Raw genomic sequence first — 23,129 nt, forward strand, 5'->3', positions numbered from 1 at the left:
TACAGTAAATTCAACAACATAAAAACTTGAAACTATTACCGATAAATATAAACTGTTTTTCCAGCCTCCCGCATTTCGCATTTTCTGCACTGCATGGAATAAGACCGGGGGCGGACGAAAACGATGCCTGAAGCTATGCCATCACCTGGAATCCGGGATGGCTCGTTGCGTCCGTTTTCCCGATTGCGCTCCCTGCTGCCAGACATTTTGCAGCGGCAGACAACGGCTCAAGAAAGGGGACAGCATGGAACAGCAGTTGACGGAGCTTGCCGCCAAGGTGGCAACGCTTGAAGCCAGCGCAGGCTGGATGAAAAAAATCGACATGGAGATATTTTACTGGTGGTGCATCGCTCTGATGTTTGCGATCCATGCCGGCTTTCTCGCCTATGAAATGGGGGCGTCCCGCGCCAAGAACGTGCTTGCCTCGGGCATCAAGAACATTCTCGCCGTCGCCTTCATCATTCCTGTTTTCTATTTTGTCGGTTGGTGGATCTATCTCTCCTTTCCCGCCGGCATCACGCCCAACCTGGAGACCGGGGCTGCAGGCTTGCCCTGGTCGGCATCCATGGGACCAAACCTGACGGACAGCGCGTCCGGCATCTTCTGGGGTGCCTTCGCTCTCTTTGCGGCAACGACAGCCTCCATCCTGTCCGGTGCCGTCATCGAACGTATCCGCTTGTCAGCCTTCATCATCCTCGCCATCGTTCTCGGCTGCTTCGCCTGGATTTTGGCCGCCTCCTGGTCGTGGCATGGCAGCGGCTGGCTGTTGACGCAATTCGGCTGGCACGATTTCGGGGCCGCCGGTTGCGTGCACATGGTCGCCGGCTTCTTCGCGCTCGGTGTTCTGATTAACCTCGGACCCCGCCTTGGCAAATTCGGCCCCGGCGGCAAAATCAACGATCTCAGCCCCCACAACCTGCCCTTCGCCATCTTCGGCCTGATGCTGATCATCGTCGGTTTCTTCGGCTTCCTCGGCGGCTGCATGATCTATATCGGCGACGGCCAGTGGACGAGCATCTTCGGCAATCCGACCACCCTGTCTGCCGTTTCCTTCAATGTTCTCATGGGCTTTGCAGGCGGCATCATCGGCGCATGGCTGATGACCCGCGATCCGTTCTGGATGATGTCCGGCGCCCTTGCCGGCATCTTTGCGGCAGCCCCCGGCCTCGACGTCTACTACCCGCCGCTTTCCTTCCTGCTTGGCGTCGGTGGCGGCCTGATCACGCCGCTGGCAGATCGCTTCCTGCAAAAAATGGGCATTGACGATGCCGTCGGCGCCGTCTCTGTTCATGGTATTGGCGGCTTGTGGGGCATTCTGGCCTTTGGCATCTTCGCCTCCGGCTATCCGCAGACCGTCGCCGGTGCGCCGGATACCAATTTCTTCGCCCAACTGATCGGTGCCGTCACCATGGCGCTTGTCGGCTTCGTTCCGGGCTTCCTCGTGTCGATGCTGCTCAAGTCCATCGGAAAACTGCGCATTCCCGAGAAGATCGAGATCATGGGCATGGACAAGGCCAAGGTCCCGGTTCGCGCCTATCCGGAAGGCCATTTCGGCACGCCACCACGGGGCATGACCGAAGTCCCCTTCCCGGGCGAATAAAGACAGGCGGGTGCCGCACCTGCAAGTGCGGCGCCCTTCAATCATCTCCCAACACCCCGGTGCGCCCGGCGCTCGGGGCAAGACCTGAAAGGATTGACATGGGTTCTCCAATCGCTTCCTGGGAAGGTGCAGAAGCCTACTTCACCGGCTTCGGCAGCTTTTCCACCACCTTCTTCCTGATCGCCGCAATCGCCTTCACCATCGGCGCCATTGCCTATGGATCGAAACACGAAACAGAAGCCTACGAACGCAGCCAACTGGAATAACGACAAGGGCCGGGATGGTTGACAGGTTGACATCCCGGCCTTTTGATTCTGTCGATGTCAGCAAGGCGGAATATCCTTATAAGCATTTTTGTGATTTATTCTTATCCATGTTAGGATACTCGAAAGGAGTTCCAGCATGGCAACCATGACCATATCACTGCCCGATCCCATGAAAGAGTGGATCGAGGCGCAGATTCGCAAGGGTGAATACGCGAGCACGAGTGACTACGTCCGCGATCTCGTCCGTCGCGATCGATCCCGCCGCGATCAGGAACTGACGATTGAAGACTTGCGCCAGATCGTAACGGAATCACGATCCAGCGAAACCGGCAAACAAAGTCTGGACGAGATTTTCCAGAATGCCGAGCGCATCGCACGGGCACGGGGAATTGTAGTTGAGTAGCTACAGGCTGACTGAGCGTGCCGAAGACGATATACTTGCTTTATTTCTCGATGGTATCGAGATGTTCGGCCTGATCCAGGCCGGCCGCTACAAGGACGAACTGAAGCATTGTTTTCAACTGATCGCATCGCGTCCAAAGATGGGACGGCTTGCCCCATCGATCGGCGAAGGGGTACGGCGGCACGAGCACCAGAGCCATATCATTCTCTACGAAGAGACCAAAGGCACCATCGTCATCCTCGCAGTCGTGCCGGCGAGAAGCGTGCGACTTCTGAAACTTCAAGGACACACAGCATCAACCGATCAATGCTATGACCGCGGCTTGAGCTTCTGCGGATCGTAATGCGCAAACGGCACGATCCGAGCCGGAAAGCGCTTCTGCTGGCCATCGAGCTTGCCGATCTCCACATCCGTACCAATCTCCGAATGCAGCACGTCCATGCGTGCCAGGGCAATCGTCTTCTTCAGGAGAGGCGAGCGCGTCGAACTGGTCACGACGCCCACCTGGCCGCGGCCGATATGCACCGTGTCCCCGTGGCCGACCGCATCATTGCTGTCGATATCGAGGCCGACCAGTTTGTAGCGCGGGTTTTCCTTTCGCTTGATCAGGGCATCGCGGCCGATGAAATCCTCCGTCTTCGATTTCAGTGGCACGGTGAAACCTATGCCCGCCTCGAAGGGATCGGTCTGGTCGGTGAAGTCGTAGTGCGCAAAGATCAGGCCCGCCTCGATGCGCACCATGTCGAGCGCTTCCAGCCCCATCGGCTTAATTCCATGCTTCTGGCCAGCCTCCCAGACGGCATCGAATACAGCGACCCCATCTTTCGGATGACAGAAGATTTCGTAACCGAGTTCGCCCGTATAGCCCGTCCTTGAAACGACGACCGGCGCGCCCTCGAATTGTCCGATGCGGCCCACGGCAAAGCGGAACCACTCCAGTTCGCCGATCGACGGTTGCGCCGGCGAGGTCCAGATAATGTCCTTGATGATCTCCCGGCTCGCCGGCCCCTGAACCGCCAGATTGTGCATCTGGTCCGTCGATGAGCGCACCCAGGCCTTGAAGCCCATCTTTTCGGCCTGCTGGCGCAGCCAGAGACCGGAAAAATCGTCGCCGCCAATCCAGCGGAAATTGTTATGCGCCAGCCGGAAAACCGTACCGTCGTCGATCATGCCGCCGTTTTCGTAGCACATGGCGGTGTAGACCACCTGCCCGGGTGAAAGCTTCCGGATGTCGCGTGTCAGGCAATATTGCAGCAGCGCCTCGGCGTCCGGCCCCGTGACCTCGAACTTGCGCAAGGGCGACAAGTCCATGACGACGGCCTTTTCGCGGCAGGCCCAGTATTCCTCGATCGGTCCGTCATTGTTGAAGCGATTGGGCAACCAGTAGCCGCGATACTCCGTGTGGTTGCGCGTCATCGCCGACAGGCGTGGATGGAAGGCAGTTTCCTGGGTCATCTCGGGCTCTGCGTCGGGGGTCATTCGGATCGCGACGGCACGTGAGAATTTCTCCTGTCCCGAATAGGTGCGCACATGGATATCGGTCGGATCCCAGCCATTGGCCGCGTCGATGTCATCGGGACAGGAGGACGAGACGCAGACGAGGTCGGTCAGTGCCCGCATGAGCACATAGTCGCCCGGCCGCGACCAGGGCTCGTCGAGATAAAGCTGATTGTGATGGTCGATATTGGTATTGTAGAAATAGTTGAGTGCTTCCCAGCCCTTGCGCGGCGCAATGCCATAGGGCGCTAAGGCCTGGTTGAAGTTATCGGTGCAGTTGACATGGCCGGGATAGCCCATGTCGTCATAATAGCGTGAATTGCAGGCCGTGGCGAAGGCATCGTGGCGCCCGACCGTGTCCTGCACGATCTCCACCAGCGGCTCGAAATCCCGGTCGAACGCCTTGGACGGCAAGCCAGGCATTGGGTAGCTGCGCCCCAGAAGCGTGCGCGTCACCGTCGCATCCAGCGCGAGATCCAATCCCTTGTCGACCTTGCGTGCGGCAAACGCCTGAAAATCCGTGCATTGCCGGCCGCTGACATCGATGATCTGGATGAATTCGCCGGCCCGCACGAAATAGGCCGAAGCCGTCGCTGCCTGAATACGCAGATCCTGCAGTTGGTCGGCCATCGGTTCCGGCAGCATGTCCTCGTAACTGCGTTCGGTGTTGGAGCGGGCGACCCGCAGTTCGAGGGCGGTCGCGGTGTTCTGCGCCTCCGCGTCCATCGGCGGCGCCGGAGCCGCGACAATCAACAGGCCGTCAAGCGCGATCGTCAATTCCGCAGAGGCGCCTGGCGAGGAGCTTTCGCCAAACAGAACCAGCGCCTGTGCGCCTGCGGGATCGACATTGCGCCGTTCCAGCGCGCGCCGTGTCCGCTTAGCGCTATCTTCGTCCTGCCCGAGAATATCCAGAAAACCGTCAGCCGATCGAGAAAACGGCATGCCGAGGCCCCCGGCATTGAACCGCCCCCTGGCATCGACAAAACTCACTTCACAGAGCTGTCCACCTTCAATATCTCGGATGATGACCTGGTCGCCGGCTGTCACCTTGATCACCGTGGTGCCACGTCCCTTGACGCGATAACGCTCGATGCCAGCGGCAGGCGCCGGCATGCCCGGCCGCAAAATCCTGCTTGGCCTCGGCGGCGTAAGGGCGCTAGCGGATAGTTCGGAAATGTCCATCTCAATTCCTATCCAAACACAGTCGTTGACGCCCCGAAGGCACCCCGGTTTGTGCGCTGGCAATATGGCAAAACTATCGACGGGCAACCTTGAAAAGTAAAGAGAGACTTGACCGAGAAGAAAAAAAATTCACTATGAGAATAAGTTGCGGCGACAAATTGAAACGGGAACAGGTGGCGACACTGCAGAACGCAGGCGCCGCCGGCGAGAAAGCCGCGGCGAAACCATCATTAAAGGGGACGCGCGGAAATGCGCTTCAAGACAAAACTGGTCGAGGAGACTGTTTATGGCATCTATCGTTGAGACGGAAGGATCCACCGCTGCCTCGGGCACCGGGTTGATCCGCGCGCTGGACTGGAAAGGGGCTTTCTGGGTTGCGGCCGGCGTACCGCCGCTGGTGCTGTTTTCCATCGGCGGCATCGCAGGCACGACGGGCAAGCTCGCCTTCGTGGTCTGGATCATTTCCATGGTAATGGGCTTCCTGCAATCCTTCACCTATGCCGAAATTGCCGGCATGTTCGGCAATAAGTCGGGTGGCGCTTCCATCTATGGCGCCACTGCCTGGCTGCGATATTCGAAATTCATCGCGCCGCTGTCGGTGTGGTGCAATTGGTTCGCCTGGTCCCCGGTCCTGTCACTCGGCTGTGCCATCGCGGCCGGTTATATTCTCAACGCGCTTTTCCCCATTCCGGGCGCCAATTCGCCTGCCGTCATGGAATGGATCAGCGCCAATATGGCGACCCTGACCGCGGAAAGCCCGCGGGTCGCTGAATGGCTCGCCGCCAATGCCGGCAAGACGCCACAGGACGCAATCTCCGCTTTACTGTCAGTCGATGCCGTTGCCGCATTGACACCGGCGATCCGGAGTTGGTCGCTCGCCAGCTTCGACATTCCGTTTCTTGCTAAGGCAAACCTGAACACCACCTTCGTGATCGGCGGCATCCTGATGTTGATCATCTTCGCGATCCAGCATCGCGGCATTCAGGGAACGGCCAGCGTTCAGAAATGGCTCGCCATCATTGTTCTCCTGCCCCTCCTGATCATCGGCCTCTATCCGATCTTCTCCGGCCAGATCGACAGCGCCAATATCACCAACCTCGTACCGCCGACGGCGGGCTATTCCGGCATTGACGGCGTCTGGAGCAATGGCGGCTGGACGCTGTTCCTCGGCGGCCTCTATATCGCTGCCTGGTCGACCTACGGCTTCGAGACGGCCGTGTGCTATACCCGCGAATTGAAGAACCCGAAAACCGATACGTTCAAGGCAATCTTCTATTCCGGCCTTCTCTGCTGCCTGTTCTTCTTCCTTATTCCCTTCACGTTCCAGGGCGTTCTCGGCCATGCGGGCATGCTTGCTCCCGGTATCGTCGATGGCACGGGTGTCGCGGAAGCCCTGGCAAGTCTCGTCCATGGCGGCCAGATCGTTACGCAGATCCTCGTCGTCCTGATGATCATGGCGCTCTTCCTCGCCATCATGACCGCGATGGCTGGCTCGTCTCGGACTCTCTATCAGGGTGCGAAGGACGGCTGGCTGCCCAAATATCTCGATCACACAAACGAGCATGGCGCCCCGACCCGCGCCATGTGGACCGATTTTGCCTTCAACCTCATCCTGTTGGCCATCGCCTCCGACGTGGCCGGCTACTTCTTCGTGCTGGCCGTGTCCAATGTCGGCTATATCATCTTCAACTTCCTCAACCTCAATGCCGGCTGGATCCACCGCATGGATTCCGGCCATATTGCCCGCCCCTGGAAAGCACCGACCTGGCTGATCGGCCTCAACACCGTGCTCGCCTTTGTCAACGCGCTATTCCTCGGCGCCGGCGCCAAGGTCTGGGGTTATTCCAACGCGCTGTGGGTCGGCTTCATCTTCGCAGCTCTCATCCTGCCGGTCTTCGCCTATCGCCACTACATACGCGACGGCGGAAAATTCCCGGCGGGCGCCATGGAAGACCTTGGCCTTGTGGGGCAGGATCTAGGCGTCAGGAAAGCCGGCATCCTGCCCTATGTTGCGCTTGCAGCCGGCCTTGCCGTCGTGCTCGCCGCAAACGCCTACTTCCAACTTCCGGCCTGACCCGACAGCAAACCAGCAAGAGAGACCCGCGCATCACGAGGATGCGCGGGTCCTTATACATTGTGAGGCTGGAACATTGTTATGATGTTCCGGCCTCGTTTGTCATTGGGTGGTTGCAACACCTTGATGACGATGCGCAAAGCGGTTGGTCCTCGCGGGCCTGAACTTTCGTTCGTAAAAAAGCATAACCCTTTGCGCATTTCGAGGCTTAGTCGAACCGTTGAGAGAGCTTCTCGCTCGCGTATAAGGGAGACGTTAGCCTCATGACCTATACTAACCGTTTTATCGGCATCGACATATCAAAATCCTCCTTCGATATCTGCGTGCTTCCCGAGATCGACTTGGCAAGCTTTGCCAACGATGCCTCCGGGATTGCCCAGTTTCTCGCCTTCATCGCTCGATTGGATAACGTCGCGCGCCTGGTTCTGGAACCGACTGGTGGCTACGAGCGACCCGTCGTAGATGCCCTGCTGGCTGCTCGCCTGCCGGTGGCACGGGTGAATGCCAAACAGATCAGGCAGTTCGCGCGCGCCTGCGGCCAGCTCTCCAAGACCGACAGGATCGACGCCTTCGTTCTGGCGGACTACGCCAAGCGTATGGAAACCAAAGTTCTCACCCCATCTTCGCCAGCTCAAACAGCGATGATCGATCTGGTTTCACGTTACAAGCAACTATCGCACATGATCGTGCAGGAAAAGAACCGGCGGGAGAAGCTGCGTAATCGCGACGATAACAAATCCAAGGCCTGGATCGAAGAAACGCTGTCATTCCTGCTGCAACAGCGCCAGTCGGTGGTCGATGCCATGGAAACCTGCCTGAAGTCGCACAAAGACCTTGCCGACAAAGCGAAAGTCCTCACCTCGCTCAAGGGCATCGGACTGCGAACCGCATGCATTCTGATCGCCGGGCTTCCCGAACTCGGGCTGTTGGACAAAGGCCAGATCGCAAAGCTCGTCGGTGTCGCCCCAATCAATCGCGACAGTGGCCTGATGCGTGGAAAACGGATGATTACAGGTGGTCGAAAACCGGTAAGGGACGCTCTCTACATCGCCGCGTTACCGGCAATCCGCTTCGATCCCGCCATGAAAGCCGTGTTCGATCGACTGAAAGCCAAAGGCAAGCCCGGAAAGGTTGCTCTCGTCGCCGTCATGCGCAGGATCATCATAATTCTAAACGCTCGAATGCGTGAATATCGGGCAACGGTGCTTGACCCGTAACACCGTTACTTTTTTATCAATAAGGTCACGGCAGTCTGCACGACACAGCGACAAGACGCTGATTCACTGCGCCTTGCCGGCATCGAGCCTGTCGATTGCCTCTACATTCCCGGCGGACGAGCCGTTCGGGTCGAATTCCGATTCCAGCCATTTGTCGACGACGGCCTTTGCCAGTTCCGGGCCGATGACGCGGGCGCCCATGGTAATGATCTGGGCGTTGTTGGACTTGGCGGCCCGCTCGGCGGAATAGGTGTCGTGGGTCAAAGCCGCGCGAATACCCGGAACCTTGTTTGCCGAGATGCTCACTCCGATGCCAGTTCCGCAGATGAGTATCCCTCGCTCGTTTTCACCGTTGACGATCGTCTCGGCAAGACCTTTGGAAAGATCGGCGTAAAAGCCCGAGCGGCTGAGGTTGGTCACCTGTAAATTGCTCTTTGTCGCCAGATGCGCCTCGATAACGTCGAGAAGCGGCTTGCCGGCACTGTCGGCACCGATTGCGATTTTCATGGTCGTTCCTTTCCAGTGTTGATCGTCAGATGGCTGCGGCAACGCGGCCGAGGATATCGAGATAGCCCGTAATGTTCCAGGCAGAGCGACCGATAAAGAGCCCGCCTATATGCGGCTTGGAGATAAGCTCCTCGCAATTTCCGCTGTTGACGCTGCCGCCGTAAAGAACCGGCACAGACACGCCGAGGATTTCTTTCGCCCATTGCGAAATCAGGCCGTGGCGCTCGTCGGCATAATCAGCAGACGCTGGAATGCCGTTGACGCCGATTGCCCAGACCGGCTCATAGGCAAGCAGCACCGGTTTTTCCGTGTCGCCGCTTTCCACAAAGGAGAGCGCGCCTTCGACCTGGCGTTTCAGAACGACATCGGCATTGCCCGCTTCCCTCTCGGCCAGCGTCTCGCCGATGCAGATCAGCGGAACAAGCCCGTGCCGGATAGCTGCGGCCACTTTCAGGCCCACGGTCTCGTCCGTCTCGCCGAAAAATTCCCGCCGCTCGCTATGGCCAAGCTCGACGATGTCGAGATGGCAGTCCGTCAGCATCAGCGGGGAGATTTCACCGGTCCATGCACCGGCATCATCCCAATGCATATTCTGCGCCCCGACCTTGACGCTTGTTTCGGCCAAACGCTGCTTGACCTGCCGCACCGCAGTATAGGGCGGGATGACAAAGCGCTGGATGCGGATGTCCCGTTCCGCATCCGCATCGGCAAGGCCATTCGCAAACGTCAGAGAGTCTGCGAGAGTCTTGTTCATTTTCCAGCTTGTGCCGACCCAGATGGACGATTTCGTCATGCAATGTCCCCCGCGGCGTCCCCGCCTATGGTTTCAAGAGTGATGCCGCCTTCACGCAGCGCCGCAGCATAAGGCGCGTCGAGTTCATCGCCCGTCAGAACGGCCTGGAACCCGTCAAGCCTCGTCAAAAAGTGCAACGCGGATTTGCCGAATTTTCCGTGATCCACCAAAAGATACGATTTTTCGGCCGATTTCATCATCTGACGCTTGGTCTGGACAACCTCCTGATCCTGATGAAAGGCGGCATTGCCGTTTACGGCGGAGCTTGAGAGAAAGGCGAGATCGGCGCGCAGCGACCGAAGCGCCTCCTGCGTGTTAACGCCGAAAAAACCGTTGAATTTGCTGCTGTAAAGACCGCCCAGCGAAATCACGTTAATACCGGCGACAGGGGCGAGCTGGATGATGACGCCGAGATTATTGGTGATGACGGTCAACGGCCGCAGATCCCGGATATAGCCAGCCAGAGCGCCTGCCGTTGATCCATCATCGATAATGATGATCTGACCAGGTTCGATAAGCCGGGCAGCATGCCGGGCCAGCCGCCGCTTTTCGTCAGCGGCTATCCTTTCACGATACCGGAAATCGCTTTCGAATTGCGGACTGGATTGAATTGACGCCCCACCATGAATCTTTCGCAGCAGGCCCGCCTGCTCGAGCTCGTCAAGATCGCGATGAATGGTCATCTTGCTGACACCGAAGCGGACGGACAATTCTTCGATGGCTGCCGATCCGGTCTCCATCAACATTTCCATCATCAATTGTCGGCGGTCATCCGGCTTCATATCGCGTCCGATATCTGCGTTCATTTGCTAGTTAACAGACATTTCCGTTCCTTTCAACTTCTGTGTGTTATTTTGTTATAATTTTTCGTTACAATTATTGATGCCGGAAGAGTCTTTAAAATCGACGGCGAAGCTGATCACGCGGCAATTCAGGAGTGACGGGTTGCAGGGCAGGGAAAGCTTATGTCATGACTGACCTTGAGGGCCGGCAACCGTATCACTGGAAGCGCTGGGACAAATGACGGGAACGCGCGCCGGACGAGTGGGCGTGCAGGAGGAATTTTATGCCCAAGACTGACATTGCCCGGCGCGTCTATGATAATGCCTGGAAACTCGATCCCGTCATTCGCAGCCTTCTCGATACGGATTTCTACAAGCTTCTGATGCTGCAGATGATCTGGCGGTTATATCCCGAGGTGGACGCGACTTTTTCGCTGATCAACCGCACGAAGACAGTGCTTCTCACCGACGAGATCGATGAACAGGAACTGCGCGAACAGCTTGACTACGTGCGCGGGCTGCACTTTACCAAGAAGGAGATGATCTGGCTCGCCGGCAATACCTTCTATGGTCGCAAGCAGATATTCTCGCCGGATTTCCTGGCCTGGCTGGCGGACTTCCAGCTTCCTGACTACGAATTGTCGCGTCGGCACGGGCAGTATGAACTGACCTTTCCCGGAAAATGGACCCACACGACCATGTGGGAAATCCCGGCGCTCGCCATCATCAACGAGCTTCGCTCGCGTTCAGCCATGAAAGATATGGGCCCTTTCGCGCTGGACGTCCTCTATGCCCGTGCGAAAGCGAAGATGTGGTCGAAGGTGGAGCGGCTTCGCGACTATCCCGACCTGCGCATTTCGGATTTCGGTACGCGCCGACGCCACAGCTTCCTGTGGCAACGCTGGTGTGTCGAGGCCTTGAAGGAAGGCATCGGAACATCCTTCACCGGCACCAGCAATGTGCTGCTTGCCATGGACACCGATCTCGAAGCCGTCGGCACCAATGCCCATGAGCTGCCGATGGTCGCAGCAGCGCTCGCCCGGACTGATCTGGAACTCGGTGAGGCGCCCTACAAGGTCCTGCAGGACTGGAACCGGCTTTACGGCGGCAATCTACTGATTGTTCTTCCGGACGCCTTCGGAACCGCCGCCTTCTTGCGCAACGCTCCGGACTGGGTTGCCGACTGGACCGGGTTTCGTCCCGATAGCGCGCCGCCGATCGAGGGGGGCGAAAAGATCATAGGCTGGTGGCGCAGCAAGGGTCGCGACCCGAGGGAGAAGCTATTGGTCTTCTCGGACGGGCTGGACGTGGAGACGATCATCAAAACCTATCGCCACTTCCATGGTCAGGTTCGCATGAGCTTCGGCTGGGGCACGAACCTCACCAATGACTTTGCAGGTTGCGCGCCGATGCATCTCAGCGGGCTTGATCCGATTTCCATCGTCTGCAAGGTTATCGACGCCAACGGGCGTCCTGCCGTCAAGCTGTCGGACAATCCGCGCAAGGCGACGGGCGATCCCGCCGAAGTCGATCGCTACCTCAGGTTCTTTGGCACTGAAGATTTTACCGAACAGGCTGTTCGCGTGTAGCAACGGTTGCAATGCACAGCCTTGATGCCGTGGAAAAACAAAAGCCCAGCCGGTGGAGGCGTCCGGCTGGGCTTTTTCCGCGCCACCGGAAGCGGCGCGCTGGGAGATCGGTCGTGTTGCTCAGGCGCTCATCCTGAAGTCAGAGCGCACGGCAAGCGGATGAACCATGGATAACAGGCGGCGCTTGGGCGCCGCAAGCAGGTTGGCCGTGTGGCTTTTCGCGCCAACGGCGCCAGGCTGCATCTGGCGCAACGCACTGGCTGCCGAATAGAGCAATGTTTTCATTTCATTCGTGGTCACGCCATCCGCACGCATGATGGCGCGGATCATCGGATCGCTCAGAACCTCAGAGATGGTCAAATCGCTGTTTGGCTGCTGCATCGGGTATTCCTTCGGGTTCATCATCATACCCGGCAGACGGGTATCCGCCGGGGTCTTTCACTTGACATCCATGAGATGTGGTGTTACCAGTAAGTAACATCTGTATAGTTACCGACCGGTCACACCCATGTCAAGAACGCTCGTGCAGAAAAATTCCAAATCCGTATCGTCGGCGAAGCCGGCAGATCTAAGGCTGGAAAAAGGTGACTGTGTGCCGCTGCGCCCAGCACCCAGAGACAGGATCGTTTCGACGGCCTGCGAGCTGTTTCGACAGCATGGAATCAGGGGCATCGGCGTCGATGCGATAGCCGAAGCCGCCGATACGAACAAGATGACGCTCTATCGTCATTTCGGCTCAAAAGACGATTTGATTTGTGAAACCCTGAAATTCAAATCTGAAATGGCATCGGCTTTCTGGGAGGAGCTGGAGACCGCTCATCCCAATGACGCCATGGCGCGGCTTCTGGGGTGGGTACGAGGCCGGGCTCAATGTCTGGCTGACGACCGATATGGATGCGATCTAGCCAATGCGGCGGTCGAGTTGAAGGAGCAGAACCATCCGGCTCATGTGGTCATCGAGGAATTCAAGCTCGCCCAGCGCAGACGCCTCGAAAAGCTCTGCCATGACGCCGGCGCCAGAGAGCCGGAGCTTTTGTCCGATACGCTGTCCCTTCTGATGGAGGGCGCGCAGGTGAGTAAACTTGCAACTGGCAGCGAAGGCCCTTCGATGCGCTTCATGCGGGCTTGCGAAGCCGCCATCAACTCATTTTGCCGATCGTCCTGACAGGAAACGCGGCATGATCCCCTGGACCCACCTCGACACGGCAACGATACCCGATGGCGGCGGAGAACTGCGCCTGAAGCAGCGCGGCGCCGAATTCTCCATCATGCTTGGAGCGACCGAACTGATGAACAGCCGCTTGAGCGGTTCGGAAGAAGCTCTTGCGCGGCTTACCCATGAACGTATCCGGCAGCGGCCTCGGCCACACATGCTGATCGGCGGGCTGGGAATGGGATTTACACTGAGGGCCGCGCTCGGCGTGCTGCCCTTCGATGCGCAGGTTACAGTCAGCGAGCTCGTGCCGGCTGTCGTTGAATGGGCGAGAGGACCAATGGCCGACGTTTTTGATGGTTGCCTGGACGATCCCAGGACAAACATCGTCGAAAATGATGTCGGTCAGCTCATCCGCGCCGCAACAGGCAGCTATGATGCCATACTTCTGGACGTGGACAATGGGCCGGAAGGACTGACGCGCAAGGCCAATGATGACCTTTACAGCTTGTCCGGCCTTCTTGCCGCGAAAAAGGCACTCCGCCAGGGCGGCATCCTCTCCGTCTGGTCATCTGCTCCCGATGCAGCCTTTACAAGGCGATTGCAAAACGCTGGTTTTCTCGCCGAAGAATTGAAAGTCCGGGCAAGCACAAAAGGTACTGGCGCCCGCCATGTCATCTGGCTGGCTACAAAGAAATAGCCAGCTACAGATTTTCTCTTGAACAGTGTCCGGACTCGTTGCAGCGGCGCTCACACCGACTTTTCCATGAGCGATTGCGTCAGGGCGCGCGTTGAGACGATGGGATTTCGCCGGAACCAAATGCCGTTTTCGCGGTTGTTTCGTTGCGCATAAAGCGGAGAAGACAATGACTGTCATAACGGAGGCTGAGATAGGCCATCGACGGCAAACACCGGCAACATTGGCGAAATGCGGTCCGTGCGGCAGAAGAAGACACAGCCACGGCTGCTCCGTCATCCACGAGGATACACGGACTTCCGGTCGTTGCCCATGATGCCCCGCTGGAACAGACAACGAAGGCTGCCCGCGAACCGGTTTGATCCATCGCGCTTCTTTCTGCTACTTTCACGGCAGCGAGTCTCGCAGCGTCCCCCTTGATTGTGCGGCGCAAAGAAATGTTTTGTGCACTGCACTTTTTTGGGGACATCAACCCGACTTTGCAACATCATGCCTCTCAGCGCATTCCCTTATCGACAGCATCTGCGGATGTGGATACCCTTAAAAAGGAACGAAGCTTACGTGAAAATACTCTCGGTAACGTCGGAAATTTTTCCGTTGATCAAAACCGGCGGCCTTGCCGACGTCACCGGGTCTTTGCCGAAAGCGCTTGCCGCATATGGCTATTCCACGCGCACGCTGGTTCCCGGTTATCCCACACTCTTGGCCAAACTGGGCGAGACCACCGTTGTCCACGATTTTCCGGATTTGTTCGGGGCTCCCGCTTCCATCTTGTTGACGCGTTACGAGCAGCTGGACCTCCTGATTCTTGATGCTCCGGCGCTTTATAGTCGCCCCGGCGGCCCCTATCTCGATGAAAACGGACGAGACCATGCCGATAACTGGAAGCGGTTCGCCGTGCTCTCCTATGTGGCCTCGGCGATTTCCGACGGACTTATCGAGGATTGGCGACCCGATCTTGTGCACACCCACGATTGGCAAACGGCGCTTACCTCCGTCTATATGAAATATTCGACTGCAGGCCGGAATCTGCCGAGCGTTTTGACAATCCATAATCTCGCATTTCAGGGACAGTATCCGAAATGGGTTGTGGGGCAGATCGGTCTTCCTCAGGAGACGATTTCCATCGATGGACTCGAATATTACGGGGATATCAGCTATCTCAAGGGCGGCATTCTCACGGCAACTGCCATTACGACGGTCAGCCCCACCTATGCCCGCGAGATCGTCTCGCCGGAGCTGGGCATGGGGCTGGAGGGGGCGCTCAGTTCGCGTCCCGGGGCATTGACCGGCATTGTCAACGGTATCGATACGGAGATTTGGAATCCCGCTTCCGATGGCTATCTCCCGGCGAAATACGATCATAAAACCATAAGAGTAAGGGCCGTCAATCGCGCCAAACTGCTCGAAGCTTTTCGTCTTGACGATGGACCCGGACCGATCTTCGCGGCCGTCACGCGGCTTACCTGGCAGAAGGGCGGCGACATGCTCGCAGAAGTCGCCGAAGAGATCGCCCATCTTGGGGGACGGTTGATCGTGCTCGGCAAGGGTGAACAATTTGTCGAAAATGCCTTGTTAACCGCCGCGGGACGGTACCCAGATCGCATTGGCGTACGCATTGGCTATGATGAAGAAACGGCCCATCTTATCCATGGCGGCGCAGATCTCGTCATTCAGCCCTCCCGATTCGAGCCCTGTGGCCTGACCCAGCTTTACGCCTTGCGTTACGGTGCAATTCCGGTGGTGTCGCGAACCGGCGGCCTTTCGGAAACTATCATCGACGCCAATGATGCGGCTGTAACGGCCAGGGTCGCGACCGGATTTCAGTTTCACCCTGCGACGGCTGAAAATCTCAGGCTTTCCATCCACCGCGCCTTTGCTGCCTATCATGATCCAAAAAAATGGGCACGACTGCAGAATCAGGCGATGAAAGCCAATTTTTCGTGGGAGCGGAGCGCCGAGCAATATGCCGCGCTCTATACCGACCTCATTGAAGGCGGCAAGGCTTCGTCGATATTCACGGCAAGGGCCGCCGAGTAAGCACGGCAGCCCTTCGAGGCAGATGGCGCGGTTATTCCGGATGAAAAAGCATCAAACTGCGCGGCGGCATTTCGATGACGCCGTCCTGTATGCGATCCTGACCGCTATCGGCGGTCATCAGCACCAATTTCCAAGCTCCGGACGCCAACTCGGGCATGACGAATGGCACAGGCCCTTCATGAGGGTTGAAAAGCAGCAACAGCTCCGGCCAGACATGATCGACAGTCTTCAAATCGTCCCGTGACAGCCGGACGCCGATCGTCGTGCTTCCGCCATCGGCCCATTGCTCGGGGGTCTGCTCGCCGCCGCCGGGATTGAGCCACGTGACGATCATGCCGTCCCGCCAGTTTTCCCGCCGCAGCAGCGGCTGCTCCGCTCTCAGGTGAATAAGCGTGCGCACGAATTCCCGCAGCGCATCTGCGCTGGGCGGCAGGTTTTCCCAATGGACCCAGCTGATCTCGCTGTCCTGACAATAGCCATTATTGTTACCGAGCTGGCTGCGCCCGAACTCATCGCCGGCCAGGATAAGCGGCGTCCCGTGCGAGAGCAGCAATGTCGCCAGGAGATTGCGTTTTTGCCGGTCACGGACAGCGTTGATGCCCTCGTCGTCCGTTGGTCCCTCCGCACCGTAGTTGAAGCTACGGTTGTCGTTGTGACCATCCTTGTTGTCTTCTCCATTCGCCTCGTTGTGCTTGTCATTGTACGAAACAAGGTCGTTGAGCGTGAAACCGTCATGGGCGGTGACAAAATTGACGCTGGCCCAAGGCCGCCGGCCGCGCTGGTCGTAAAGATCACCGGAGCCCAGAAGACGGGCGGCGAAATCCGGCGCCGTGCCGTCCGTGTCTTTCCAGTAGTCGCGCACCGTATCCCTGTATTTGTCGTTCCACTCGGCCCAGCCTGGCGGAAAGCCACCCACCTGATAGCCGCCTGGACCGATGTCCCAAGGCTCGCCGACAAGCTTGACCTTTGCGAGCACCGGATCCTGGGTCACGGCGTCAAAAAAACCGCCGCGCTCGTCGAAACCTTCCGGCTCCCGCCCCAGAATAGTGCCGAGGTCGAAGCGGAACCCATCGATATGCATGTCCTCGACCCAGTAGCGCAACGAATCCGTGACCATCTGCAGAACGCGGGGATGCGACGTGTTGACGGTATTTCCAGTGCCGGTATCGTTGATGTAATACCGGTGGTCGGTCGGCAGGGTGCGATAATAGGAGAAATTGTCGATACCCTTGAAGGACAGCGTCGGACCAAGCTCATTGCCTTCGGCGGTATGATTATACACCACGTCCAGGATAACCTCGATCCCGCCATCATGAAGAGCGCGAACCATGTCGCGAAATCCGTCCATCTTCCGAGGACCATAATAGCGCGACGCCGGTGCGAAGAAACCCAGACTGTTATAGCCCCAATAGTTCTTCAGTCCACGATCGAGCAAATGGCTGTCGTCGGGGAAATAATGCATCGGCAGCAGTTCGACTGAGGTTATGCCGAGGCTTTTCAGATAATCGACAATCGCCTTGTCGCCGAGACCCTCGAAGGTGCCGCGCAGATTTTCCGGCACCGCCGGATGCAGCTGGGTGAATCCCTTGACGTGCGTTTCGTAAAAAATCGTTCTCGACCAAGGAATTGATGGCGGTCTGTCGCCTTGCCAATCATAGGAAGTGGAATCGACAACCCGGCATTTCGGCATGCCGGGAGCACTGTCCGTGGTGTCGAAGGACAGATCTTTTTCCGCGCTGTCGAGCACATATCCGAAATTTGCCTGGGACCAGGAAACGTCGCCGGCCAATTCTCGCGCATAGGGGTCGATCAGAAGCTTGTTTGCGTTGAAACGGTGCCCACTTGCCGGATCGAAGGGTCCGTGGACACGATAGCCATAAAGTGCGCCGGGTTTCAGATCCGGGACGTAGCAGTGCCAGACCTCGTTTGTATATTCCGGCATTTCGATGCGCGCAGTTTCTATTGAGCCCGTCTCATCGAAAAGACACAACTCAACCCGCTCGGCATGTGCGGAAAACAGAGCAAAATTTACGCCATCCTTGTCGGGCACAGCGCCCAATTTATGCCAAGTGCCCGCTTCGACTTCGTATTGCCTTACCTTGGCATCCATCTTTAACCCACCCTCAAAACACAACCTTCATTAATTGTGCAGTGCGTCAATTGTTCCATAGCAAGTCGTGATGCGCAAAAAATAAGGGTTTGTCCGGCCAGTGATGAAAAAAACGCGACATCGCTCCAACCCCGCATACGACAAAAAGGCCCCTTCCTTGCATTGAAGAGGCCTTAAAACAGTTGGTTCGCTCTGCGAAATGTCTAGCGCTGACGCGCCTTACGAGCAGCGTAACGACGGTCTCGTTCCGCCTTGCGTTCGGCTTCGTCCGCTATGACCCGGGAGATGCGATCGCGCTCCGCGCCTTCGCGTGCGACGGCCTCCGCCTTGGCCTCTGCCTCCGCCGCAGCGGTCAGGGCAGCAGCTTCGGCCAGTTGCCTGTCATGCTCTTCCTGCTTCGCCCGCTCCCGCTCGGCGCGACGGGCTTCGCGCGCCGCAGCGTTTGCCTGGCGTTCAGCAAGCTTGGACGCCAGTTCCGGATCGTCCGGCTTCGGCGCCGAGGCAAACTTCTTCAGGAGCTGCTGCTTGGCTTCGGCCGCAGCCTTGCGCCGATCGGCAAAGCCATTATCGGATGCGTGTCTCAATCTTCGTCGTCCTTGTTCGGTAGATTATCGTTTATGCCGGCCCATTGCCGGAAATGGAGCCAGCCCAAGGCCATCTCCACCGCTATTTCGCATTTTGCGCTTTATCAAGATAGGGGGAAGCTTAAAAAAAGAAAGCCCTGCTGGTGTCCCGCCGAAACCATATTGCACCGTCTCGGGAGATAGCAACCTGATCAGCGCTTGGTACGTTTGCGCACAACAGGAATAGCTGCAGGCGCGGCGGCCTCTCTCTCGAGGCGCAACTCCCGCAGCCTCAATGTTTTTTCGTCACGCGCAGCAGCGACATCGTCGATTTCGGAAATAGTCCGGTTGCGGGCCATGAATTGCGTTTGCGTTCTGCTGAAAGCCGATTCCGCCTGTTCGCGGGCTTTCACTGAATTCTCGGTCAAAATGACATCCTGATGTTGGCGCAGGCCCATTTCTCGGATCATCCGTAAACGGCGGCGCGCGTTTGGCTGAGAGGCCAAAAAAAAGGCCAGGCTTTAGGCCTGACCTTCGATTGGAATACGCCTCTTCAACGATGCCAGTACATCCGTGGTCACCGGCGAGGCGTCATCCGATTTTTAAGCAGCCTGGAGCTGGCAAGCGGACATTTTGCCCGACTTGTTATCGCGTTCCATTTCGTAGCCGATCTTCTGGCCTTCGACGATTTCGCGCATTCCGGCGCGCTCTACAGCAGAGATGTGAACGAACACGTCCGCGCCGCCGTTGTCAGGCTGAATGAAGCCGAAGCCTTTGGTGGAATTGAACCATTTTACTGTGCCAGTGGTCATAACGAACCCTTTCAATAGCAACATATATCCGCCACCGTGCGACGCACAGTGGCTACTTTATTTCGATTTTTGAAGGGAAGTTCGTCAGAGACGCGTCAAGCGCGGGCAGAAACAAATATCAGTCAAACAACTATCGATGACAGTCTTATAGTTTCCAATGCCCTGGGTGTCAACCTTTAGTTTTCTGAGCATTCAAAAACCAACATCGGTTGTATTCCTATTCGTTTCCCGCATGCGACGGCTGCATGATTGAACGAAACACAAGGTTTGTTCACGATTTGGAGACAATGCGTCTATTGCCACGCATCTATCGCAACGGCCCGGACGGACACATTTAGAAAGCGAAGGCAACGTCCGGCAACCGGATGGAAAGGATCAGATCATGCTCACCCAGATCAAGGGATTGCACCACGTCACATCGATGGCAGCGAGCGCCCGCACGAACAACCAGTTTTTTACCGACACGCTCGGTTTGCGGCGCGTCAAGAAAACCGTCAATTTCGATTCGCCCGACGTTTATCATCTTTATTATGGCGACGAGACGGGCACCGCCGGCACGGTCATGACTTATTTTCCTTTTCCGCATATGGGCCGTGGACGGCCGGGCACCGGTGAGGTGGGCACGACCGTCTTTTCTGTTCCTGAAGGTTCGCTCGGGTTCTGGAGCGACCGGCTGGCGCAACGGGGCATAACGGGCCTCAAGGCGGAAGAGACCTTTGGCGAGAAGCGCCTGAACTTCGCGGGGCCGGACGGCGACGGGTTTGCCCTGGTGGAAGTGCGTAACGACGCGCGTCCCGCCTGGACCGAAAACGGCGTGTCCGAAGATTATGCGATCCGCGGCTTCCATTCCGTTGCCATGCGTCTGCGCGACCAAGGCGCGACTGCCGAGCTGTTGAAGTTCATGGGCTATGACACCCTCGACAGCAAAGACGGCGTGACGCGGCTTATCGTGCCGAAGGGGAATGGTGCAGGGCTGATAGACCTCGAAACCATGCCCAATATCCAGCGCGGGCTTCAGGGCGCCGGCTCGGTTCACCACGTCGCCTTTTCGGTCGAAAACCGTGAAAAGCAGCTGGAGGTCCGCAAGGCCTTGATGGACACCGGCTATCAGGTGACCCCGGTCATCGACCGCGATTATTTCTGGGCGATCTATTTCCGGACCCCCGGCGGCGTCCTGTTCGAGATCGCCACCAACGAGCCGGGTTTCGATCGCGACGAAGATACGGCCCATCTCGGCGAGGCGCTGAAGCTGCCGCAGCAGCACAAGCATCTGCGGCCGATCCTGGAACAGCAACTCGAAAAGCTGGACGGCTGAGGAGCACTGCAATGGTTGAGTATGGATATGTACATCGTTTGAAGGCCGGCACCCCGGGACATGCGATCTTCTTCGTCTTTCACGGAACGGGCGGCGACGAACGGCAATTTTTCGACTTCGGCAGCAATTTGCTGCCCGAAGCTACGATTGTCTCACCGCGAGGGGACGTTTCGGAGCATGGCGCGGCGCGGTTCTTCCGGCGCACCGCCGAAGGCGTATACGATATGGCGGACCTTGCCCGGGCAACGGAGAAGATGGCGGAGTTTATCGAGGCACTCGCGCATGAACACCAGGCAACCGAGGTGATCGGTCTTGGATTTTCGAACGGTGCCAATATTCTGGCAAATCTGCTGATCGAAAAGAATCTGTTCGACAAAGCGGTTCTCCTGCATCCGCTCATCCCGTTCGCGCCGAAGGACAACGCTGCGCTGGCAGGCAGAAAAATCCTGATTACCGCCGGCCAGCGGGATCCGATCTGCCCGGCGCCGCTCACCCAGGCGCTCGCCGACTATTTTGCCGCGCAGCACGCCGTCGTGGACCTGGAATGGCACACCGGCGGCCACGATATCCGCCAGAATGAAATCGAGGCAGTGCAACGCTTCGTCGGTTGATCCACACGCCTCTTCTCCCGGCATCGAGAAGAGGCGTGTCGTCGCATGAATGCGCGACGTAGTGGCTGGCCTTTAATACCCCCGTGCGGCACCGGCTGCCGAGCGGCTGTCGATCGCGCCCGAATAGCGGGCGCCGCCGCCCGCTTCTATTTCCTTGAGGTTTTTGCCGCCGACGAGGATGCCTGCAGCCTGACCCCAGACAGGCCAGCTTTGGTCGATCGCCACATCATGGCCTATTTCGGTCAGGCGTTTCAGCGTATCGGACGAGAGCGCAAAGGGCTCCATATAGACTTTGTCCGGCAGCCATTGGTGATGGATACGGGGAGCATCGATCGCCTCCTGTATGGTCATTCCATGGTCGATGACGTTGATGATCGCCTCGAGCGTGATCGTGATGATGCGGGCGCCGCCGGGGCTGCCGATGACCATGAAGGGTTGGCCGTCCTTTGAGATGATTGTCGGGCTCATGGAGGACAGAGGTGTCTTCTTGGGCTCGATGGCGTTAGCCTCGCCCTGCACCAGGCCGTAAAGATTGGGTGCACCGGGCTTGGACGTGAAATCGTCCATTTCGTTGTTGAGCAGGATGCCTGTTCCCGCCGCCACGATGCCGGCGCCGAAGGAGCCGTTGAGCGTATAGGTCACCGCAACCGCGTTGCCGTCCCTGTCGATGATGGAATAATGCGTGGTCTCCGTGCTTTCGCCCATGCCTTTCGGCATGAGATCCTGCGAGATGCCAGCCCGGTATGGATTGATCTTGTCGCGGATTTTGGCTGCGTAGGATTTGTCGATCAGTGTATCGACAGGATTGTTGACGAAGCCCGGATCGCCCAGGGCCGAATTGCGATCGACATAGGCATGGCGCATTGCCTCGATCATGACATGCACCGTTTCTGCCGAACCGTAACCCATATAGGAAAGCGGATAGCCTTCCAGCACATTGAGAATTTCGCAGATGATGACGCCGCCCGAACTTGGTGGCGGCGAGGACGCGATGTCGTAGCCCCGGTAGTTGCAGGTCACAGGCTTCAGTTCCCGCACGGTATATTGCTCGAAGTCGGCCTTGGCGAGGATGCCGCCGGAATAGGTACTGGCCTTGACGATCCTGTCGGCAATCTCGCCCTTGTAGAAGGCGTCGGCTCCCTTTTCCGATATTTTAGCCAGGCTCGCAGCGAGATCCGGCTGTATCAATCTTTCGCCGACGCCGTAGCTTTTGCCGTCCGGCTTCAGGAAGACCGCGGCGGCCTCCCTGTCCTTCGATAGTTTCTTCGCGCCGCTAGCCAGCGAAGCGACATCGCCCTGTGACAGAACGAAACCGTTCCTGGCGAAATCGATCGCTGGGGCGATCAGATCCCGGCGCTGCATGGTTCCATAGCGTTCACGGGCCGTCTCGAGCCCCATGACCGAGCCCGGCACACCGACAGCCAGATAGCCGTCCGTGCTGCGCCCCTTCACGATCTCGCCTTTTTCGTCGAGATACATTGTTTTGGTCGCAGCCATCGGCGCACGCTCGCGAAAATCGAGAAAGGTCGTATTGCCATCCTTCAGCCGGATCGTCATGAAGCCGCCGCCGCCGATATTGCCGGCAGTGGGATAGACGACTGCGAGCGCATAGCCCACCGCGACGGCGGCATCGATGGCGTTGCCGCCCTTCTTCAGGATCTCGATGCCGACGTCGGATGCCAGTCTCTGGGCTGTGACGACCATGCCATTCTCTGCCTTGACAGGCTCCGGCGATGCGGCAAAGGCAGGCGACACGGGGAGAAAGGCGATCGACAGGCATTGAACGAAGGTCGCGGCAAGGCGAATGACGGGTTTCATGATCGGGGTCCCGGTTCCGGTTTTTCGGATGTTTCATCTTCGCCGAGATTGTCCGCCAATACCATCGGCTATTTTGAATTTTGAGCGGCGGAGATGCCAG

General features: G+C 57.9%; 22 protein-coding genes. 12 read left to right on the top strand and 10 right to left on the bottom strand.

Going from position 1 to position 23,129, the window contains the following annotated elements; all coding sequences use genetic code 11:
- The first annotated feature begins 244 nt into the window (after positions 1–244).
- From PY308_RS20325 to PY308_RS20340, 4 genes are all read left to right on the top strand, one after another.
- Positions 245–1,600: an ammonium transporter gene (locus PY308_RS20325; protein ID WP_275786319.1), complete on the top strand. Its 1,356-nt coding sequence runs from the start codon at positions 245–247 to the stop codon at positions 1,598–1,600.
- A gap of 98 nt (positions 1,601–1,698) precedes the next feature.
- Positions 1,699–1,866 (top strand): hypothetical protein, encoded by a 168-nt coding sequence (locus PY308_RS20330; protein WP_275786321.1) that lies wholly within the window; start codon positions 1,699–1,701, stop codon positions 1,864–1,866.
- 136 nt (positions 1,867–2,002) lie between these two features.
- Positions 2,003–2,269, top strand: coding sequence for a type II toxin-antitoxin system ParD family antitoxin (locus PY308_RS20335; protein WP_275786324.1), 267 nt, complete (start codon positions 2,003–2,005; stop codon positions 2,267–2,269).
- Complete coding sequence (locus PY308_RS20340) at positions 2,262–2,612, top strand: type II toxin-antitoxin system RelE/ParE family toxin (RefSeq protein ID WP_275786327.1); 351 nt, start codon at positions 2,262–2,264, stop codon at positions 2,610–2,612. The genes PY308_RS20335 and PY308_RS20340 overlap by 8 nt, the downstream gene beginning before the upstream one ends.
- Here the strand turns inward: PY308_RS20340 and PY308_RS20345 are convergent.
- Positions 2,579–4,948, bottom strand: coding sequence for a trimethylamine N-oxide demethylase (locus PY308_RS20345; RefSeq protein WP_491565762.1), 2,370 nt, complete (start codon positions 4,946–4,948; stop codon positions 2,579–2,581). The genes PY308_RS20340 and PY308_RS20345 overlap by 34 nt on opposite strands.
- Positions 4,949–5,234: 286 nt before the next feature.
- Between PY308_RS20345 and PY308_RS20350 the strand changes: the two genes are divergently transcribed.
- Complete coding sequence (locus PY308_RS20350) at positions 5,235–7,022, top strand: trimethylamine N-oxide permease (RefSeq protein ID WP_275786332.1); 1,788 nt, start codon at positions 5,235–5,237, stop codon at positions 7,020–7,022.
- Between the two features lie 263 nt (positions 7,023–7,285).
- Positions 7,286–8,239: an IS110 family RNA-guided transposase gene (locus PY308_RS20355; protein WP_275786334.1), complete on the top strand. Its 954-nt coding sequence runs from the start codon at positions 7,286–7,288 to the stop codon at positions 8,237–8,239.
- Between the two features lie 63 nt (positions 8,240–8,302).
- On the opposite strand, the gene derI is transcribed toward PY308_RS20355, so the two are convergent.
- The 3 genes from derI to PY308_RS20370 are packed head-to-tail and all read right to left on the bottom strand — an operon-like array spanning position 8,303 to position 10,321.
- Positions 8,303–8,746: a D-erythrulose-4-phosphate isomerase gene (derI, locus tag PY308_RS20360; RefSeq protein WP_275786336.1), complete on the bottom strand. Its 444-nt coding sequence runs from the start codon at positions 8,744–8,746 to the stop codon at positions 8,303–8,305.
- A 25-nt stretch (positions 8,747–8,771) separates the two neighbouring features.
- Positions 8,772–9,539: a triose-phosphate isomerase gene (locus PY308_RS20365; RefSeq protein WP_275786338.1), complete on the bottom strand. Its 768-nt coding sequence runs from the start codon at positions 9,537–9,539 to the stop codon at positions 8,772–8,774.
- On the bottom strand, positions 9,536–10,321 hold the full coding sequence (locus PY308_RS20370) for a DeoR/GlpR family DNA-binding transcription regulator (RefSeq protein ID WP_275791218.1): 786 nt from the start codon (positions 10,319–10,321) through the stop codon (positions 9,536–9,538). The genes PY308_RS20365 and PY308_RS20370 overlap by 4 nt, the downstream gene beginning before the upstream one ends.
- 284 nt (positions 10,322–10,605) lie before the next feature.
- Here PY308_RS20370 and pncB point away from each other — a divergent pair, with 284 nt between their 5' ends.
- The gene (pncB, locus tag PY308_RS20375; RefSeq protein ID WP_275786340.1) at positions 10,606–11,910 is read left to right on the top strand and encodes a nicotinate phosphoribosyltransferase; all 1,305 of its coding nucleotides are present in this window, start codon (positions 10,606–10,608) and stop codon (positions 11,908–11,910) included.
- A 120-nt stretch (positions 11,911–12,030) separates the two neighbouring features.
- Here pncB and PY308_RS20380 read toward each other — a convergent pair whose 3' ends face one another.
- Complete coding sequence (locus PY308_RS20380; RefSeq protein WP_275786343.1) at positions 12,031–12,315, bottom strand: hypothetical protein; 285 nt, start codon at positions 12,313–12,315, stop codon at positions 12,031–12,033.
- 103 nt (positions 12,316–12,418) lie between these two features.
- Here PY308_RS20380 and PY308_RS20385 point away from each other — a divergent pair, with 103 nt between their 5' ends.
- The 3 genes from PY308_RS20385 (at position 12,419) to glgA (ending at position 15,800) form a co-directional block, all read left to right on the top strand.
- A complete protein-coding gene (locus PY308_RS20385) occupies positions 12,419–13,075 on the top strand; it encodes a TetR/AcrR family transcriptional regulator (RefSeq protein ID WP_275786345.1) in 657 nt (218 codons plus the stop codon).
- 13 nt (positions 13,076–13,088) lie between these two features.
- On the top strand, positions 13,089–13,763 hold the full coding sequence (locus PY308_RS20390; RefSeq protein ID WP_275786348.1) for a spermidine synthase: 675 nt from the start codon (positions 13,089–13,091) through the stop codon (positions 13,761–13,763).
- Between the two features lie 558 nt (positions 13,764–14,321).
- Positions 14,322–15,800 (top strand): glycogen synthase GlgA, encoded by a 1,479-nt coding sequence (glgA, locus tag PY308_RS20395; RefSeq protein ID WP_275786350.1) that lies wholly within the window; start codon positions 14,322–14,324, stop codon positions 15,798–15,800.
- A gap of 31 nt (positions 15,801–15,831) precedes the next feature.
- On the opposite strand, the gene glgX is transcribed toward glgA, so the two are convergent.
- The 4 genes from glgX to PY308_RS20415 form a co-directional block, all read right to left on the bottom strand.
- Positions 15,832–17,910 (bottom strand): glycogen debranching protein GlgX, encoded by a 2,079-nt coding sequence (glgX, locus tag PY308_RS20400; RefSeq protein ID WP_275786352.1) that lies wholly within the window; start codon positions 17,908–17,910, stop codon positions 15,832–15,834.
- A 203-nt stretch (positions 17,911–18,113) separates the two neighbouring features.
- Positions 18,114–18,494, bottom strand: a complete 381-nt coding sequence (locus PY308_RS20405; protein ID WP_275786356.1) for a DUF6481 family protein — start codon at positions 18,492–18,494, stop codon at positions 18,114–18,116.
- A 191-nt stretch (positions 18,495–18,685) separates the two neighbouring features.
- On the bottom strand, positions 18,686–18,901 hold the full coding sequence (locus tag PY308_RS20410; protein WP_275786359.1) for a hypothetical protein: 216 nt from the start codon (positions 18,899–18,901) through the stop codon (positions 18,686–18,688).
- A 174-nt stretch (positions 18,902–19,075) separates the two neighbouring features.
- A complete protein-coding gene (locus PY308_RS20415) occupies positions 19,076–19,285 on the bottom strand; it encodes a cold-shock protein (protein WP_113242549.1) in 210 nt (69 codons plus the stop codon).
- A gap of 382 nt (positions 19,286–19,667) precedes the next feature.
- Between PY308_RS20415 and PY308_RS20420 the strand changes: the two genes are divergently transcribed.
- Both PY308_RS20420 and PY308_RS20425 read left to right on the top strand, forming a co-directional pair.
- Positions 19,668–20,600, top strand: a complete 933-nt coding sequence (locus PY308_RS20420; RefSeq protein WP_275786365.1) for a VOC family protein — start codon at positions 19,668–19,670, stop codon at positions 20,598–20,600.
- A gap of 11 nt (positions 20,601–20,611) precedes the next feature.
- A complete protein-coding gene (locus PY308_RS20425) occupies positions 20,612–21,211 on the top strand; it encodes an alpha/beta hydrolase (protein WP_275786368.1) in 600 nt (199 codons plus the stop codon).
- Between the two features lie 72 nt (positions 21,212–21,283).
- Here PY308_RS20425 and ggt read toward each other — a convergent pair whose 3' ends face one another.
- Positions 21,284–23,029 carry a gamma-glutamyltransferase gene (gene ggt / locus PY308_RS20430; protein ID WP_434064178.1) on the bottom strand — a complete coding sequence of 582 codons (1,746 nt, stop codon included), beginning with the start codon at positions 23,027–23,029 and terminating at the stop codon, positions 21,284–21,286.
- Positions 23,030–23,129: the final 100 nt, after the last annotated feature.

It is taken from the genome of Pararhizobium gei, assembly GCF_029223885.1.
Lineage (GTDB): Bacteria > Pseudomonadota > Alphaproteobacteria > Rhizobiales > Rhizobiaceae > Pararhizobium > Pararhizobium gei.

What these genes read in the sequence shown, in the direction of transcription:
- PY308_RS20335 (WP_275786324.1), top strand. Translation starts at nt 2,003, where the DNA reads ATGGCAACCATGACCATATCACTGCCCGATCCCATGAAAGAGTGGATC.
- pncB (WP_275786340.1), top strand. Translation starts at nt 10,606, where the DNA reads ATGCCCAAGACTGACATTGCCCGGCGCGTCTATGATAATGCCTGGAAA.
- derI (WP_275786336.1), bottom strand. Translation starts at nt 8,746, where the DNA reads ATGAAAATCGCAATCGGTGCCGACAGTGCCGGCAAGCCGCTTCTCGAC.
- PY308_RS20330 (WP_275786321.1), top strand. Translation starts at nt 1,699, where the DNA reads ATGGGTTCTCCAATCGCTTCCTGGGAAGGTGCAGAAGCCTACTTCACC.
- PY308_RS20355 (WP_275786334.1), top strand. Translation starts at nt 7,286, where the DNA reads ATGACCTATACTAACCGTTTTATCGGCATCGACATATCAAAATCCTCC.
- PY308_RS20420 (WP_275786365.1), top strand. Translation starts at nt 19,668, where the DNA reads ATGCTCACCCAGATCAAGGGATTGCACCACGTCACATCGATGGCAGCG.
- PY308_RS20325 (WP_275786319.1), top strand. Translation starts at nt 245, where the DNA reads ATGGAACAGCAGTTGACGGAGCTTGCCGCCAAGGTGGCAACGCTTGAA.
- PY308_RS20390 (WP_275786348.1), top strand. Translation starts at nt 13,089, where the DNA reads ATGATCCCCTGGACCCACCTCGACACGGCAACGATACCCGATGGCGGC.
- PY308_RS20350 (WP_275786332.1), top strand. Translation starts at nt 5,235, where the DNA reads ATGGCATCTATCGTTGAGACGGAAGGATCCACCGCTGCCTCGGGCACC.
- PY308_RS20425 (WP_275786368.1), top strand. Translation starts at nt 20,612, where the DNA reads ATGGTTGAGTATGGATATGTACATCGTTTGAAGGCCGGCACCCCGGGA.
- PY308_RS20380 (WP_275786343.1), bottom strand. Translation starts at nt 12,315, where the DNA reads ATGATGAACCCGAAGGAATACCCGATGCAGCAGCCAAACAGCGATTTG.
- PY308_RS20385 (WP_275786345.1), top strand. Translation starts at nt 12,419, where the DNA reads ATGTCAAGAACGCTCGTGCAGAAAAATTCCAAATCCGTATCGTCGGCG.
- glgX (WP_275786352.1), bottom strand. Translation starts at nt 17,910, where the DNA reads ATGGATGCCAAGGTAAGGCAATACGAAGTCGAAGCGGGCACTTGGCAT.
- PY308_RS20365 (WP_275786338.1), bottom strand. Translation starts at nt 9,539, where the DNA reads ATGACGAAATCGTCCATCTGGGTCGGCACAAGCTGGAAAATGAACAAG.
- PY308_RS20415 (WP_113242549.1), bottom strand. Translation starts at nt 19,285, where the DNA reads ATGACCACTGGCACAGTAAAATGGTTCAATTCCACCAAAGGCTTCGGC.
- PY308_RS20345 (WP_491565762.1), bottom strand. Translation starts at nt 4,948, where the DNA reads ATGGACATTTCCGAACTATCCGCTAGCGCCCTTACGCCGCCGAGGCCA.
- ggt (WP_434064178.1), bottom strand. Translation starts at nt 23,029, where the DNA reads ATGAAACCCGTCATTCGCCTTGCCGCGACCTTCGTTCAATGCCTGTCG.
- PY308_RS20370 (WP_275791218.1), bottom strand. Translation starts at nt 10,321, where the DNA reads ATGAAGCCGGATGACCGCCGACAATTGATGATGGAAATGTTGATGGAG.